The 13,810-nt window shown below is 50.6% G+C and carries 15 protein-coding genes; 12 read left to right on the top strand and 3 right to left on the bottom strand.

What is annotated here, in order from left to right; genetic code table 11:
• The first annotated feature begins 77 nt into the window (after positions 1 to 77).
• From cytR to rraA, 6 genes are all read left to right on the top strand, one after another.
• The gene (gene cytR, locus M979_RS18105) at positions 78 to 1,112 is read left to right on the top strand and encodes a DNA-binding transcriptional regulator CytR (protein ID WP_034461417.1); all 1,035 of its coding nucleotides are present in this window, start codon (positions 78 to 80) and stop codon (positions 1,110 to 1,112) included.
• A gap of 89 nt (positions 1,113 to 1,201) precedes the next feature.
• Positions 1,202 to 2,179: a cell division protein FtsN gene (ftsN, locus tag M979_RS18100; RefSeq protein WP_072009489.1), complete on the top strand. Its 978-nt coding sequence runs from the start codon at positions 1,202 to 1,204 to the stop codon at positions 2,177 to 2,179.
• Between the two features lie 90 nt (positions 2,180 to 2,269).
• Positions 2,270 to 2,800, top strand: coding sequence for an ATP-dependent protease subunit HslV (gene hslV, locus M979_RS18095; RefSeq protein WP_034461419.1), 531 nt, complete (start codon positions 2,270 to 2,272; stop codon positions 2,798 to 2,800).
• Between the two features lie 9 nt (positions 2,801 to 2,809).
• A complete protein-coding gene (gene hslU / locus M979_RS18090) occupies positions 2,810 to 4,144 on the top strand; it encodes an ATP-dependent protease ATPase subunit HslU (protein ID WP_034461420.1) in 1,335 nt (444 codons plus the stop codon).
• A 76-nt stretch (positions 4,145 to 4,220) separates the two neighbouring features.
• The gene (gene menA, locus M979_RS18085; RefSeq protein ID WP_064555943.1) at positions 4,221 to 5,150 is read left to right on the top strand and encodes a 1,4-dihydroxy-2-naphthoate polyprenyltransferase; all 930 of its coding nucleotides are present in this window, start codon (positions 4,221 to 4,223) and stop codon (positions 5,148 to 5,150) included.
• A 92-nt stretch (positions 5,151 to 5,242) separates the two neighbouring features.
• A complete protein-coding gene (rraA, locus tag M979_RS18080) occupies positions 5,243 to 5,728 on the top strand; it encodes a ribonuclease E activity regulator RraA (protein WP_034461422.1) in 486 nt (161 codons plus the stop codon).
• A gap of 183 nt (positions 5,729 to 5,911) precedes the next feature.
• Here the strand turns inward: rraA and zapB are convergent, their stop codons facing one another.
• Positions 5,912 to 6,151: a septal ring assembly protein ZapB gene (gene zapB / locus M979_RS18075; protein ID WP_064555942.1), complete on the bottom strand. Its 240-nt coding sequence runs from the start codon at positions 6,149 to 6,151 to the stop codon at positions 5,912 to 5,914.
• Between the two features lie 443 nt (positions 6,152 to 6,594).
• Between zapB and M979_RS18070 the strand changes: the two genes are divergently transcribed.
• The 4 genes from M979_RS18070 to fpr all read left to right on the top strand — a co-directional run bounded on the left by M979_RS18070 (position 6,595) and on the right by fpr (position 10,986).
• Positions 6,595 to 7,446 (top strand): MIP/aquaporin family protein, encoded by an 852-nt coding sequence (locus tag M979_RS18070; RefSeq protein ID WP_034461424.1) that lies wholly within the window; start codon positions 6,595 to 6,597, stop codon positions 7,444 to 7,446.
• Between the two features lie 21 nt (positions 7,447 to 7,467).
• Positions 7,468 to 8,982, top strand: coding sequence for a glycerol kinase GlpK (glpK, locus tag M979_RS18065; RefSeq protein WP_034461425.1), 1,515 nt, complete (start codon positions 7,468 to 7,470; stop codon positions 8,980 to 8,982).
• A gap of 145 nt (positions 8,983 to 9,127) precedes the next feature.
• A complete protein-coding gene (gene glpX, locus M979_RS18060) occupies positions 9,128 to 10,138 on the top strand; it encodes a class II fructose-bisphosphatase (RefSeq protein WP_064555941.1) in 1,011 nt (336 codons plus the stop codon).
• 101 nt (positions 10,139 to 10,239) lie between these two features.
• Entirely contained in the window at positions 10,240 to 10,986 is a 747-nt protein-coding gene (fpr, locus tag M979_RS18055) for a ferredoxin--NADP(+) reductase (protein WP_064555940.1), read from the top strand.
• A gap of 2 nt (positions 10,987 to 10,988) precedes the next feature.
• On the opposite strand, the gene M979_RS18050 is transcribed toward fpr, so the two are convergent.
• Positions 10,989 to 11,408, bottom strand: a complete 420-nt coding sequence (locus M979_RS18050; RefSeq protein ID WP_034500043.1) for a DUF805 domain-containing protein — start codon at positions 11,406 to 11,408, stop codon at positions 10,989 to 10,991.
• 147 nt (positions 11,409 to 11,555) lie between these two features.
• Between M979_RS18050 and M979_RS18045 the strand changes: the two genes are divergently transcribed.
• The gene (locus M979_RS18045; RefSeq protein WP_122974070.1) at positions 11,556 to 12,122 is read left to right on the top strand and encodes a YiiQ family protein; all 567 of its coding nucleotides are present in this window, start codon (positions 11,556 to 11,558) and stop codon (positions 12,120 to 12,122) included.
• 110 nt (positions 12,123 to 12,232) lie between these two features.
• A complete protein-coding gene (gene tpiA, locus M979_RS18040; RefSeq protein WP_034461430.1) occupies positions 12,233 to 13,000 on the top strand; it encodes a triose-phosphate isomerase in 768 nt (255 codons plus the stop codon).
• Positions 13,001 to 13,046: 46 nt separating this feature from the next.
• On the opposite strand, the gene M979_RS18035 is transcribed toward tpiA, so the two are convergent.
• Complete coding sequence (locus M979_RS18035) at positions 13,047 to 13,805, bottom strand: CDP-diacylglycerol diphosphatase (RefSeq protein WP_064555939.1); 759 nt, start codon at positions 13,803 to 13,805, stop codon at positions 13,047 to 13,049.
• Between the last annotated feature and the right edge of the window lie 5 nt (positions 13,806 to 13,810).

Below are 13,810 nucleotides of genomic sequence, written 5' to 3'. Positions count from 1 at the left end.
TTTCTGCTAAGAATGTGGACATGGTCAGACACCACGGACGTTGTCAGCACCTGTACAGTGCACGCGAGGAGAAGAAGTTGAAGCCGAAGAATCAGGTTGCCAATGCAACCATGAAAGATGTTGCCGTTCAGGCGAAAGTATCAACTGCAACAGTGTCCAGGGCATTAATGAACCCGGACAAAGTATCGCAAAGTACTCGTAATCGTGTGGAACAAGCGGCAATAGCCGTAGGTTATTTACCCCACTCCCTGGGGCGAAATTTAAAGCGTAATGAATCACGCACCATTCTGGTTATTGTCCCGGATATCTGCGACCCCTTCTTTAGCGAAATCATTCGCGGTATCGAAGTGACGGCTGCTGAACAGGGCTACCTGGTGCTGATTGGCGATTGCGCCCACCAAAATCAGCAGGAAAAAACCTTCATTAATCTGATTATCACCAAGCAGATTGATGGCATGCTGCTGCTCGGCTCGCGCCTTCCCTTTGATGCCAGCATTGAAGAACAACGCAATTTACCGCCGATGGTGATGGCAAACGAATTTGCTCCTGAGCTGGAACTGCCTACGGTTCATATTGATAATCTTACTGCTGCATTTAACGCTGTTTATTATTTACAGCAACTCGGCCATCAAAAAATTGCCTGTATTGCAGGCCCGGAAGAGATGCCGCTTTGCCACTATCGCTTGCAGGGGTATGTTCAGGCACTGCGTCGCACGGGTGCAGTAATCGATCCGCACTACATTGCACGTGGTAACTTTACCTATGAAGCCGGTGCCGCAGCATTGTCGCAGTTGCTGGCGCTGCCAAATCCGCCGACTGCTGTGTTCTGTCATAGCGATGTGATGGCGCTGGGCGCACTGTCTCAGGCCAAGCGAAATGGCTTACGCGTGCCAGAAGACTTATCGATTATGGGCTTTGATGACATCGCACTTTCACAGTTCTGTGACCCACCGCTCACCACCGTAGCGCAACCCCGTTTTGATATCGGGAGGGAAGCTATGCTGTTGTTATTGGATCAACTTAACGGGCACACCGTGAGTAGTGGTTCGCGTTTGCTGGACTGTGAACTCATTGAAAGAGGCTCCACCAGCGCACCTGGCAGTAGAAAATGACCCGCTTTAGGACACTGGATTCTGGTCAAAGGGATATCCATTAAGTAACATGGCGGGCTGATAAACGAATAAAATATAGCGAATCAATAGTGGCACAACGAGATTATGTACGCCGCGGGCAATCGGCAGGTACGCGGCGTAAGAAAAGTAACACCCGCAGCAAGCAACGCAGCCTACCATCTGTCTCGCCGACAATGGTCGCAATTGCGGCCGCCGTTCTGGTGACCTTTATTGGTGCTCTCTACTTCATTACTCATCATAAAAAAGATGAAAGCGAAACCCTGCCTGGACACAAAGTCACAGGAAATGGTCTGCCACCTAAACCAGAAGAACGCTGGCGTTATATCAAAGAACTGGAAAATCGCCAGACGGGGGTGCGTGCCCCAACCGAACCTTCTGCCGGTGGTGAAGTGCAGAATAAAGATCAGCTCACCAGCGAACAGCGCCAATTGTTAGAGCAAATGCAGGCGGATATGCGTCAGCAGCCGACTCAGCTCAATGAAGTGCCGTGGAACGAACAGACGCCCGAACAGCGTCAGAGTACCTTACAGCGCCAAAAAATCATTCAGCAACAACAAGCTCAACAGCAACAATTCAATACTCAAACTGTTACAGCACAACCACGGCCTGTTCAGCAATCACAACCTGTAGCGCAGCAGCCCCGTCAGGCACAGCAGCAACCTCGTACAGCGGCAACTCAGCAGCCGTATCAAGATCTGCTACAAACACCACCGCACACTCAGCAACGAGCGGCCAATCCTACCACTCAACCGGCAGCGCCGATTACCCGTGAAGAAGTTGTGAAACAAGCTCCGGCACCTCAGGACAAGCCAAAGGATGAGAAACGCTGGATGGTACAGTGCGGCTCCTTTAAGGGCAGCGAACAGGCGGAAACGGTACGTGCGCAGCTTGCTTTCGAAGGCTTTGACTCACGCATTACCACCAATAATGGCTGGAATCGAGTCGTAATTGGCCCAATCAAGGGCAAAGAGAAAGCTGACGGTACAATTAGCCAGTTGAAGATGGCAGGCCACTCTAACTGCATTCGTCTCGGCACTGGGGGTTGAAACCCCCAAAATCCCCCCCATCTATAATTGCATTCAGCCCCGATATAATGTCGGGGTACTTATTTAGCTGATGCAATAAGGGGTCTGCTCGTGACAACAATAGTAAGTGTGCGCCGTAACGGCCATGTCGTAATCGGTGGTGATGGTCAGGCCACGCTCGGCAACACCGTAATGAAAGGCAACGTTAAAAAAGTACGTCGTTTATATAACGACAAAGTGATTGCCGGTTTTGCTGGCGGCACTGCGGATGCTTTTACCCTATTCGAACTGTTTGAGCGCAAGCTAGAAATGCACCAGGGCCACCTGGTTAAAGCTGCGGTTGAACTGGCAAAAGACTGGCGTACCGATCGTATGCTGCGCAAACTCGAAGCGTTGCTTGCAGTCGCCGATGAAAATGCATCTCTTATCATCACCGGTAACGGTGATGTTATTCAGCCAGAAGATGATCTGATTGCAATTGGTTCCGGTGGCCCGTATGCCCAGGCTGCGGCACGTGCACTACTTGAAAATACCGAACTGGGTGCTCGTGACATCGTAGAGAAATCGCTGGGGATTGCCGGTGATATCTGCATCTACACCAACCATTTCCATACTATTGAAGAATTAGCGTCTAAGGCGTAAGGAATCCCCATGTCTGAAATGACTCCTCGCGAAATTGTCAGCGAACTGAACAAACACATCATTGGCCAGGACAATGCCAAGCGTTCCGTGGCGATTGCGCTACGTAACCGCTGGCGCCGTATGCAGCTTGATGAAGAGCTGCGTCATGAAGTTACGCCAAAAAACATTCTGATGATCGGCCCAACTGGCGTGGGTAAAACCGAAATCGCTCGTCGCCTGGCAAAACTTGCTAACGCACCTTTCATTAAAGTTGAAGCGACCAAATTCACCGAAGTTGGCTATGTTGGTAAAGAAGTGGATTCTATCATCCGCGATCTGACTGATTCTGCAATGAAAATGGTTCGCCTGCAATCCATCGAGAAAAACCGCTACCGTGCCGAAGAAATGGCAGAAGAGCGCATTCTTGATGTGCTGATCCCGCCTGCTAAAAACAACTGGGGCCAAAACGAAACGGCACCAGAGCCATCTGCAGCGCGTCAGTCTTTCCGTAAAAAATTACGCGAAGGGCAGTTAGACGATAAAGAAATTGAAATCGACCTGGCTGCGGCACCGATGGGTGTTGAAATCATGGCTCCTCCTGGCATGGAAGAGATGACTAGCCAGTTGCAGTCTATGTTCCAGAATCTGGGCGGCCAGAAGCAAAAACCACGCAAGCTGAAAATCAAAGACGCGATGAAACTTCTGATTGAAGAAGAAGCGGCGAAGCTTGTGAATCCGGAAGAACTGAAGCAAGACGCCATTGATGCCGTCGAGCAACACGGCATCGTGTTTATCGATGAGATCGACAAAATCTGTAAGCGCGGTGGCAACAGTTCCGGCCCGGACGTTTCCCGCGAAGGTGTTCAGCGTGATTTACTGCCACTGGTTGAAGGCTGCACCGTTTCGACTAAACACGGTATGGTCAAAACTGACCACATCCTGTTTATCGCATCTGGCGCCTTCCAGGTCGCAAGTCCATCAGACCTGATCCCAGAATTACAGGGACGTCTGCCAATTCGTGTGGAACTTCAGGCACTGACTGTTGAAGATTTCGAGCGCATTCTGACTGAGCCAAACGCTTCTATCACCGTGCAGTACAAAGCACTATTGGGCACCGAAGGCGTGAATATCGACTTCACCGAAGACGGTATTCGCCGTATTGCTCAGGCCGCATGGCAAGTGAACGAGTCCACCGAAAACATCGGTGCGCGTCGTCTGCACACTGTGTTAGAACGCCTGGTCGAAGACATCTCTTACGATGCCAGCGAAATGAACGGCCAATCCATTCTGATTGACGGCGAATATGTCAGCAAACATCTGGATGAGTTGGTAGCAGATGAAGACTTGAGCCGTTTTATCCTATAATCCCGCTCAACGTATTTTCTTCATTTGAAATGGAGGGCTTATGCCCTCCATTTTTTTATATCTAACAGAGAGAACTATGAGCGAATCGCACTCTGTAAGCACGACTCAAGCCTGGCTTGAAAGCTTGCGCCCACGCACATTACCACTGGCATTTGCCTCTATCGTCTGTGGATCCGCGTTGGCTTTCTGGCAAGGCGTGTTCAACCCCGCTATTGCACTGCTGGCACTGCTGACTGCCGGGTTGCTGCAAATCCTCTCAAACCTGGCGAATGACTACGGTGATGCGGTAAAAGGCAGCGACAAAGAAGACAGAATCGGGCCATTGCGCGGAATGCAAAAAGGGGTGATTACCCAGGCGCAGATGAAAAAAGCGCTGGTTATCACTGTAGTATTAATCTGTGTTTCTGGTCTGGCGCTGGTCGCGGTTGCTTGCCGTACGCTGGCAGATTTCCTCGGTTTCCTGGTCCTCGGTTTGCTGGCTATCATCGCGGCTATTACCTACACCGTCGGAACCCGTCCGTATGGTTACATGGGGCTTGGGGACATTTCAGTACTGGTCTTCTTTGGCTGGCTAAGTGTGGCTGGCACCTGGTATCTCCAGGCTCATGCTCTGGCCCCGTTAGTGTTTTTACCCGCGACGGCTTGTGGATTACTGGCAACAGCTGTGCTGAACATCAATAACTTACGTGATATCGACAGCGACCGTGAGAACGGTAAGAACACACTGGCTGTGCGCCTGGGTCCGGTGCTTGCCCGTCGCTATCATGCTTGCCTGTTGATTGGGGCGCTGGCGTGCCTGGCAGTATTTAACCTGGTTTGGTTGCAAAGCCTCTGGGGATGGCTATTTGTGCTCGCAGCACCGCTACTGATTAAACAGACGCGTTTCGTGCTCAGTGAGATGGAGCCGGTCGCCATGCGCCCAATGCTTGAACGAACGGTTAAAGCCGCATTACTCACTAACTTGTTGTTTGCGGTAGGAGTTGTGCTCAGTACGGTGTCGTTTTAGCTGACAAATATCAATTAACAATTGATGATTTTGCCAACAGTTACGATTAAGCGATATACTGACAACTCGTGCAGCAACAGAATCTTAATCCTATGAAATATGATACTTCCGAGCTTTGCGACATCTATCAGGAAGATGTCAACGTCGTTGAACCGCTGTTTTCCAACTTCGGTGGGCGGTCGTCCTTTGGCGGGCAAATCATCACGGTGAAATGTTTCGAGGACAACGGATTGTTGTATGATCTGCTCGAACAAAATGGCCGTGGCCGAGTGCTGGTAATCGATGGTGGCGGCTCTGTTCGCCGTGCTTTGATTGATGCAGAACTTGCCCGTCTGGCGACTCAAAATGAGTGGGAAGGCATCGTGGTATACGGTGCAGTACGCCAGGTCGACGACCTGGAAGAGCTGGATATTGGTATTCAGGCAATTGCCGCTATTCCGGTAGGTTCAGCAGGAGTTGGCATTGGCGAAAGTGATGTGCGCGTTAACTTTGGTGGCGTGACATTCTTCTCCGGCGACCATCTGTATGCAGATAACACCGGCATTATCCTTTCCGAAGATCCCCTCGATATTGAATAACCCAATCGAATAACAAAACGGGCGCCCTTGGGCGCCCGTTCTTCTTCTAAAGAAAACAATAACCAAAATAATTCGAGTTACAGTTAGGCGGCAAGGGAGCAAATCCCCAGGAGCTTACTTGAGTAAGTGACTGGGGTTTTTGAGTGCAGCCAACGCCCCTGCGGCTCGAAGTATGACGGGTATTTAGACTTCTTCCATCTTACCCAGCAAGGCATGCAGACGATCCTGCCACACGTGCTGTTGTTCTTTCAGAGAATTGTTTTCGCGCACTAATTCTTCATGGTTGTTCTGAGATTGCTGAACTTGCTGAGACAAATTATTGTTGGTCTCTTTCAGCTCTTCAATTTCCATTTGCAGCAGGGTAATGGTGTCAATCGCCTGCTGTACTTTTGCTTCCAGTTTCTCAAACACTTCAAATGACATTTCTGAACCTCTTCTGAATTGCAAGGCGTTGATGGATTTCTAAATCCCCGTCCCGGATATTCCCGATGACACCTTATGAATATATGCGCTCCACGCAGCGTGTCTCGATTGTAAGTAGCGTGAGTAGCCGTGTCCAGCGAGTTCAAGCGCTCTTTGCATAACATAACGTTTTTCAGCATATGCCGAATGACCTGGAGCGCTAAAATCACTATTTGTTAACGCATTGATTACTTCCATGAGCGTTTGCGTTGTCTTTTCTGGGTGATAATGCGCACAATTTAGCGCGTAATCGCTCATTTTTATGACGAACAACACAATTTTAAAGTTCGATATTTCTCGTTTATGTTCGTTAACGATAAATTAACACTATGCCTACATGGCACCTGCGCGGCAGGGAAGCCCGAACAAACAATAATCATTAATTTTGCCTTCAGGACCCTACTATGAGTCAGACAGCTCCATCAACTTTGAAAGGTCAGTGCATCGCCGAGTTCATGGGTACCGCGTTGTTGATTTTCTTTGGTGTCGGATGTGTCGCCGCCTTAAAAGTCGCGGGCGCAAGTTTCGGGCAGTGGGAAATCAGTATCATCTGGGGTTTGGGAGTGGCTATGGCTATCTACCTGACTGCAGGCGTTTCCGGTGCGCATCTTAACCCGGCGGTGACTATCGCACTTTGCCTGTTCGCCTGCTTCGATAAACGTAAAGTGGTGCCGTTTATTCTTTCGCAAGTTGCAGGTGCGTTCTGTGCCGCAGCTTTGGTCTACGGCCTGTATTACAATTTATTCCTCGATTACGAGCAGACGCACCACATGGTACGTGGCAGTGTGGAAAGCTTGGATTTAGCAGGTATCTTCTCAACCTACCCTAACCCACACATCAATCTGGTACAGGCGTTTGCCGTAGAGATGGTGATCACCGCCATTCTGATGGGCGTTATTCTGGCGCTGACTGACGATGGCAACGGCATCCCACGTGGCCCGTTAGCACCATTGCTGATTGGCTTACTGATTGCGGTAATTGGTGCCTCAATGGGGCCATTGACCGGATTTGCGATGAATCCAGCACGTGACTTTGGCCCGAAACTTTTCGCCTGGTTAGCTGGCTGGGGCGATGTCGCCTTTACCGGTGGCCGTGATATTCCTTACTTCCTGGTGCCAGTATTTGGCCCGATTGTAGGTGCGGCGTTAGGTGCCTTTGGTTACCGCAAGCTGATTGGCCACCATTTACCTTGCGATGTTTGTGTTGCAGATGAAGAAAAATCCAGCGCATCCACTCAACAAAATGCTTCTTTGTAAGACTGACTTCAGGACAAAATTATGACCCACGAAAAAAAATATATTGTCGCACTCGATCAGGGTACAACCAGCTCCCGCGCCGTCGTCCTGGATCATGATGCCAACGTAGTTAGCGTTTCACAGCGCGAGTTTCAGCAAATCTATCCAAAAGCAGGATGGGTAGAACACGACCCAATGGAGATCTGGGCAACACAAAGCTCCACGCTTGTAGAAGTGCTGGCTAAAGCCGATATTAACTCAGACCAAATTGCCGCAATTGGTATCACCAACCAGCGTGAAACCGCGATTGTCTGGGAAAAAGAGACCGGCAAACCAATTTATAACGCCATCGTCTGGCAGTGCCGTCGTACCGCTGAAATCTGCGAGAAACTCAAACGCGATGGCCTGGAAGAGTACATCAAATCCAACACAGGCCTGGTCGTTGACCCATACTTTTCTGGCACCAAAGTGAAATGGATTCTTGACCATGTAGAAGGCTCACGTGAACGTGCTCGCCGTGGCGAACTGCTGTTTGGTACTGTCGATACCTGGCTTATCTGGAAAATGACCCAGGGGCGCGTACACGTTACCGATTACACAAACGCCTCACGAACCATGCTCTTTAACATCCACAGTCTGGACTGGGATGACCGCATGCTGGAAGCGCTGGATATTCCACGTGCGATGCTGCCAGAAGTACGTAAATCTTCCGAAGTGTACGGCCAGACCAACATCGGTGGTAAAGGCGGTACGCGTATTCCAATCGCCGGGATCGCCGGTGACCAGCAGGCGGCACTCTTCGGCCAGCTGTGCGTAAAAGAAGGGATGGCGAAAAATACCTACGGCACCGGCTGCTTTATGCTGATGAACACCGGTACTCAGGCGGTGAAATCAACTCACGGGCTGCTGACCACTATTGCCTGCGGCCCACGCGGTGAAGTGAATTATGCACTGGAAGGTGCGGTATTTATGGGCGGCGCGTCTATCCAGTGGCTACGCGATGAGATGAAACTAATTAGCGACGCGACGGACTCCGAATACTTTGCCACCAAAGTCAAAGACACTAACGGTGTATATGTCGTTCCCGCTTTTACTGGCCTGGGCGCTCCTTATTGGGACCCGTATGCCCGCGGCGCAATCTTCGGCCTGACTCGCGGCGTGAACGCAAACCATATTATCCGTGCAACACTAGAGTCCATCGCTTACCAAACGCGTGATGTACTGGAAGCGATGCAGGCTGACGCAGATATTCGCCTGCATGCTCTGCGCGTAGACGGCGGAGCTGTCGCAAACAATTTCCTGATGCAATTCCAGGCGGACATTTTAGGCACCCGCGTTGAACGCCCGGAAGTCCGTGAAGTCACAGCGTTAGGCGCAGCTTATCTGGCAGGCCTGGCCGTTGGTTTCTGGCAGAATCTGGATGAAGTCAGCGAGAAGGCGGTTATCGAAAAAGAGTTCCGTCCGGGTATCGAAACCACTGAACGTAACGTCCGTTACGCTGGCTGGAAAAAAGCCGTTAAGCGTGCGCTGGCGTGGGAAGAGCATGACGAAAGTTAAGTTCTGACACCACCAACCTACTCTCTCCCTATCCTGGGAGAGAGTTGAGATGAGTCCTGAATCCACAGCAACATCCCACCTTCCCCCGACGATTCCTCACCTGTGCTAAAATGCGTCGCAATTGAGTTTGCTAAATGAGTGTGCAATGAGACGAGAACTTGCGATTGAATTTTCCCGCGTAACCGAAGCCGCAGCACTGGCTGGTTATAAATGGTTGGGCCGTGGCGATAAAAATACGGCGGATGGCGCAGCCGTTCACGCCATGCGTATCATGCTTAATCAGGTCAATATTGACGGCCAGATTGTGATTGGTGAAGGGGAAATCGACGAAGCGCCGATGCTCTATATTGGCGAAAAAGTCGGGACTGGCCAGGGGGATGCGGTAGATATCGCCGTTGACCCGATTGAAGGCACACGGATGACCGCCATGGGTCAGGCCAACGCGCTGGCTGTACTGGCGGTGGGTGACAAAGGTAGTTTCCTCAACGCCCCAGACATGTACATGGAAAAACTGATTGTTGGCCCTGGCGCGAAAGGCATTATCGACCTCAATCTGCCGCTGGCTGAAAACCTCTATAACATCGCCGTTGCGCTCAACAAGCCACTGAGTGAACTAACCGTAACTATTCTCGCCAAACCGCGCCACGACGCCACCATTGCTGAACTGCAAAAGCTTGGCGTACGCGTTTTCGCAATACCTGATGGTGATGTTGCGGCATCCATTTTGACCTGTATGCCAGATAGTGAAGTCGATGTGATGTACGGTATCGGCGGCGCGCCAGAAGGGGTGATTTCCGCAGCTGTCATTCGCGCGTTGGACGGCGACATGCAAGGCCGCTTGTTGGCTCGTCACCACGTTAAAGGTGATAGCGATGAAAACCGTCTGATGGGTGAGAAAGAGCTTGAGCGCTGCAAAGCGATGGGCATTGAAGCGGGCGTGGTATTGAAACTCGACGATATGGCGCGTAACGACAACGTGATTTTCTCCGCGACCGGTATTACAAAAGGTGATTTGCTGGACGGCATTACCCGTAAAGGGAATATGGCGACCACCGAAACACTGCTGATTCGTGGTAAATCGCGCACCATTCGCCGTATCAAATCTATTCACTATCTCGACCGCAAAGATCCAGACGTACAAACGCATATTCTGTAAGACTGCCGTTTGTCTGAATGAGCTTTCCAGCTTTAACCGGCTGGAAATCTCGCACTTTTCTGGTGAAGATAGGGAAAACACAACAAAGGGGAACGTGCATCATGGCGGAATGGGTCAAAGGTAAAGTCGTTCAGGTTGAAAACTGGACCGATGCTCTGTTTAGTCTCACTGTTCATGCGCCTGTCGCTCCTTTCACCGCCGGGCAATTTACCAAGCTTGGCATGGAAATCGATGGTGAACGCGTGCAGCGCGCCTATTCCTACGTCAATGCGCCGAGCGATCCTAATCTTGAGTTTTATCTGGTCACCGTACCTGAGGGCAAACTCAGCCCACGCCTGCATGCTCTGCAACCCGGCGATGAAATCATGTTGGTTAGCGAAGCTGCGGGTTTCTTTGTGCTGGATGAAATCCCGGATTGCCAGACGTTGTGGATGCTGGCGACAGGTACCGCATTAGGCCCCTATCTTTCGATTTTGCAGGAAGGCAAAGACCTGGATCGTTTTGAGAATATCGTTTTACTTCATGCCGTGCGTTATGCACAGGATTTGAGTTATTTGCCATTGATGCAAAAACTCCAGCAGCAATATGAAGGGAAATTACGGATTCAGACAGTGGTCAGCCGGGAATCACTTCCAGGCTCGTTAACCGGACGTGTACCCGCACTTATCGAAAGCGGGGAACTTGAAGCGGCGGTAGGTCTGCCAATGAACATTGAGACCAGCCATGTGATGTTGTGCGGTAACCCGCAAATGGTGCGTGATACGCAGCATTTGCTGAAAGATACCCGGCAGATGACCAAACATTTGCGCCGCCGACCGGGCCATATGACAGCCGAACACTACTGGTAGCGTTAGCGGTATTTCACTTCGCTGGTGTCTTTACCAAAGCGGTTCTCGCCCTGGGTGCCAACAAATGCACCCAGGTCCATAATGACCATCACCAGAATCAAGGTTGGGATAAAACGCCCAAGTCCCCACTGCGCTAATGTGCCGAATGTCTCCCAGTTTCCGGCAAGCAACAGCCAAGCCGGAATAAACAGTAGCGCCCACCAGCCCTTCTTATTGCGATCGTGCAGGCGTTTCACAATCACAGCGGCAGTCGGAATCAAAGAGCCCGACAAGAAGAAACCGGCGGTGGAATAAGGCATAATTTCAGCACCCGCAAGGGTGAAGAGAATGATCAGCGCGATTAACCAAACGCCAATCCAAATCCAAAAGTCACGGCGTCCAATACGTCCGTTAAAAGAGAACAGCCATTGCTGTATGGTCATGGTAAGGTCCATTTTATTGTTTAGCGCCGTAGTGTACCCTGGCTATGCCGGGTTTTGACAAGCCAACGGAATGCCGATTTAATCGGGAAGCAGAATTCACAGGAGAATTTGTCAATGAGACATCTGTTTGCAGCTCTGGCTTTACTGATGCTACCCGCTGCGGTGGTTTGGGCCGATCCGCCTTCAGATTCCACCTCACCACTGCAAGCCGCGCCCTATTTACTGGCCGGTGCACCAACATTTGATATGAACATTACGCAGTTTCGGGAAAAATTCACCGCAGAAAACCCTTCTTTGCCGATCAATGAATTCCGCGCTATCGACTCCAGTACCGATGAGGCAAACCTGATGCGCGCTGCCAGCAAAATAAACGAAAATCTCTACGCATCTACGGCGCTTGAGCGCGGTACGTTGAAAATAAAGTCGATGCAGATAACGTGGTTGCCGATTCAGGGCCCCGAGCAAAAAGCGGCGCGAGCAAAAGCGTCTGAGTATATGTCAGCGCTGATTCGCACCTTTACCCCGTCGCTTTCAAAACCGCAAAGCGGGGCAAAACTCACTAAATTACTTAGCGATGGGAAGAACAAACGTTATTACGCGCAAACCGATGGCGCGATTCGTTATGTTGTTGCGGATAACGGTGAAAAGGGGCTTACCTTCGCAGTTGAACCGATTAAGCTGACGCTATCTGAAACCCTTAACAACGGCGAATAAATGACAAAAAGCAAAGCCTTTCGCTTGCTGAGTCTCTATACTGTTTCACAGACCATGCTGCCCTGAATGGCAGCGATTCTTTTATTAGTTTGACCTTGTGGAGAATTAAGATGCGACATCCTTTGGTGATGGGTAACTGGAAACTGAACGGCAGCAAGCACATGGTACACGAGCTGATTGCTGGCTTACGCAAAGAACTGGCTGGCGTTGCTGGCTGTGGCGTTGCTATCGCTCCTCCAACAATGTACCTGGATCTGGCTAAACACGCCGCTTCTGGCAGCCACATCATTCTTGGTGCTCAGAACGTTGACCTGAACCTGTCTGGCGCATTCACTGGCGAAGTTTCTGCAGAAATGCTGAAAGATGTTGGTGCTAAATACATCATCATCGGTCACTCAGAGCGTCGTACTTACCACGCAGAGTCTGACGAACTGATCGCTAAAAAATTCGCTATCCTGAAAGAAGTTGGCCTGATCCCAGTACTGTGCATCGGCGAAACTGAAGCAGAAAACGAAGCTGGCAAAACTGAAGAAGTTTGCGCACGTCAGATCGATGCAGTTCTGAAAACTCAGGGTGCTGCGGCATTCGAAGGCGTGGTAATCGCTTACGAACCAGTATGGGCAATCGGTACTGGCAAATCTGCAACTCCAGCTCAGGCTCAGGCAGTTCACAAATTCATTCGTGACCACATTGCTAAAGCTGATGCGAAAGTTGCTGAGCAAGTGATCATCCAGTACGGCGGTTCCGTAAACGACAAAAATGCTGCAGAGCTGTTTGCTCAGCCAGACATCGATGGTGCCCTGGTTGGCGGCGCATCTCTGAAAGCTGACGCATTCGCAGTAATCGTTAAAGCTGCGGCTGAAGCGAAAAAAGCGTAATTTCTCGCGCTTAAAATATTAAGGCTCTGCTCCGGCGGGGCCTTTATTATTTCAGCAGTTCACAGCTGTGATCCTGCAACTGCTCCGCAGAAGCCAGATTCAAATGTAGTAAGTTGCGCTCCGTCGCCAGTATGACCCACTCTCCGTCAGCTAATTTCGCCATCGCCAGGCTATAACTCCCCATATGCTCGCGTGCTTGTGGAACCTGAGATGCCAACAAAATAAACGGGCTACGCTGCACAAACTCCGCTTCGCTTACCTTCCGTGCGATGTATTTATTTCCGGCAAGCGGTGCCGGGAAATCTTGCCAGCCGTTGTTCAACGTCTTTGCATACTGATTTAACTGGTTACGCACATCCGGGCGCAAACATGAAATATGGATGTGTAACTGATTCTGGGTGCGCCCGGAGGTGGAGTTAATTGTCAGCGAGATAACGTCATCAGGTACCGGAGATCCACGGCGCAGGCTCATAAAATTGCGCTGCTGCCACGCTAGCCAGAAAAAATTAGCGGTTTTCGCCTGCAATAATTCCGGGCTTTCCATCCCTTTCATTTTGGTCGTGGGTAATAACAGGTATTGAAGCGGGCCATGAATATCTTTCAGCAGTACGAATCCAGACTGCAAATCCACTTTGGCACAAGGCTCAGGGTTTTGGCGATCACGCTGATGAGGAACGCACTGCTGGCTGACGATGCGCCACAGGGCGTCTGGGTGATGGAGATATTGCCGGAGGCTAAACCAGCACACGGCTGCGAGAATCAGCAAAAAAACACAGACAACTATTGTGCGTCGACGCCGGAGCATACAAA

It is taken from the genome of Buttiauxella noackiae ATCC 51607, assembly GCF_001654865.1.
In the GTDB taxonomy this organism is placed as follows: Bacteria; Pseudomonadota; Gammaproteobacteria; order Enterobacterales; family Enterobacteriaceae; genus Buttiauxella; species Buttiauxella noackiae.
This window is presented reverse-complemented; position numbering and strand designations above follow the sequence as displayed.

Bases quoted from the DNA above. Each gene is read 5' to 3' on its own strand.
- hslU (WP_034461420.1), top strand. From the start codon at position 2,810: ATGTCTGAAATGACTCCTCGCGAAATTGTCAGCGAACTGAACAAACAC.
- menA (WP_064555943.1), top strand. From the start codon at position 4,221: ATGAGCGAATCGCACTCTGTAAGCACGACTCAAGCCTGGCTTGAAAGC.
- rraA (WP_034461422.1), top strand. From the start codon at position 5,243: ATGAAATATGATACTTCCGAGCTTTGCGACATCTATCAGGAAGATGTC.
- zapB (WP_064555942.1), bottom strand. From the start codon at position 6,151: ATGTCATTTGAAGTGTTTGAGAAACTGGAAGCAAAAGTACAGCAGGCG.
- M979_RS18070 (WP_034461424.1), top strand. From the start codon at position 6,595: ATGAGTCAGACAGCTCCATCAACTTTGAAAGGTCAGTGCATCGCCGAG.
- glpK (WP_034461425.1), top strand. From the start codon at position 7,468: ATGACCCACGAAAAAAAATATATTGTCGCACTCGATCAGGGTACAACC.
- glpX (WP_064555941.1), top strand. From the start codon at position 9,128: ATGAGACGAGAACTTGCGATTGAATTTTCCCGCGTAACCGAAGCCGCA.
- fpr (WP_064555940.1), top strand. From the start codon at position 10,240: ATGGCGGAATGGGTCAAAGGTAAAGTCGTTCAGGTTGAAAACTGGACC.
- M979_RS18050 (WP_034500043.1), bottom strand. From the start codon at position 11,408: ATGACCATACAGCAATGGCTGTTCTCTTTTAACGGACGTATTGGACGC.
- M979_RS18045 (WP_122974070.1), top strand. From the start codon at position 11,556: ATGCTACCCGCTGCGGTGGTTTGGGCCGATCCGCCTTCAGATTCCACC.
- tpiA (WP_034461430.1), top strand. From the start codon at position 12,233: ATGCGACATCCTTTGGTGATGGGTAACTGGAAACTGAACGGCAGCAAG.
- M979_RS18035 (WP_064555939.1), bottom strand. From the start codon at position 13,805: ATGCTCCGGCGTCGACGCACAATAGTTGTCTGTGTTTTTTTGCTGATT.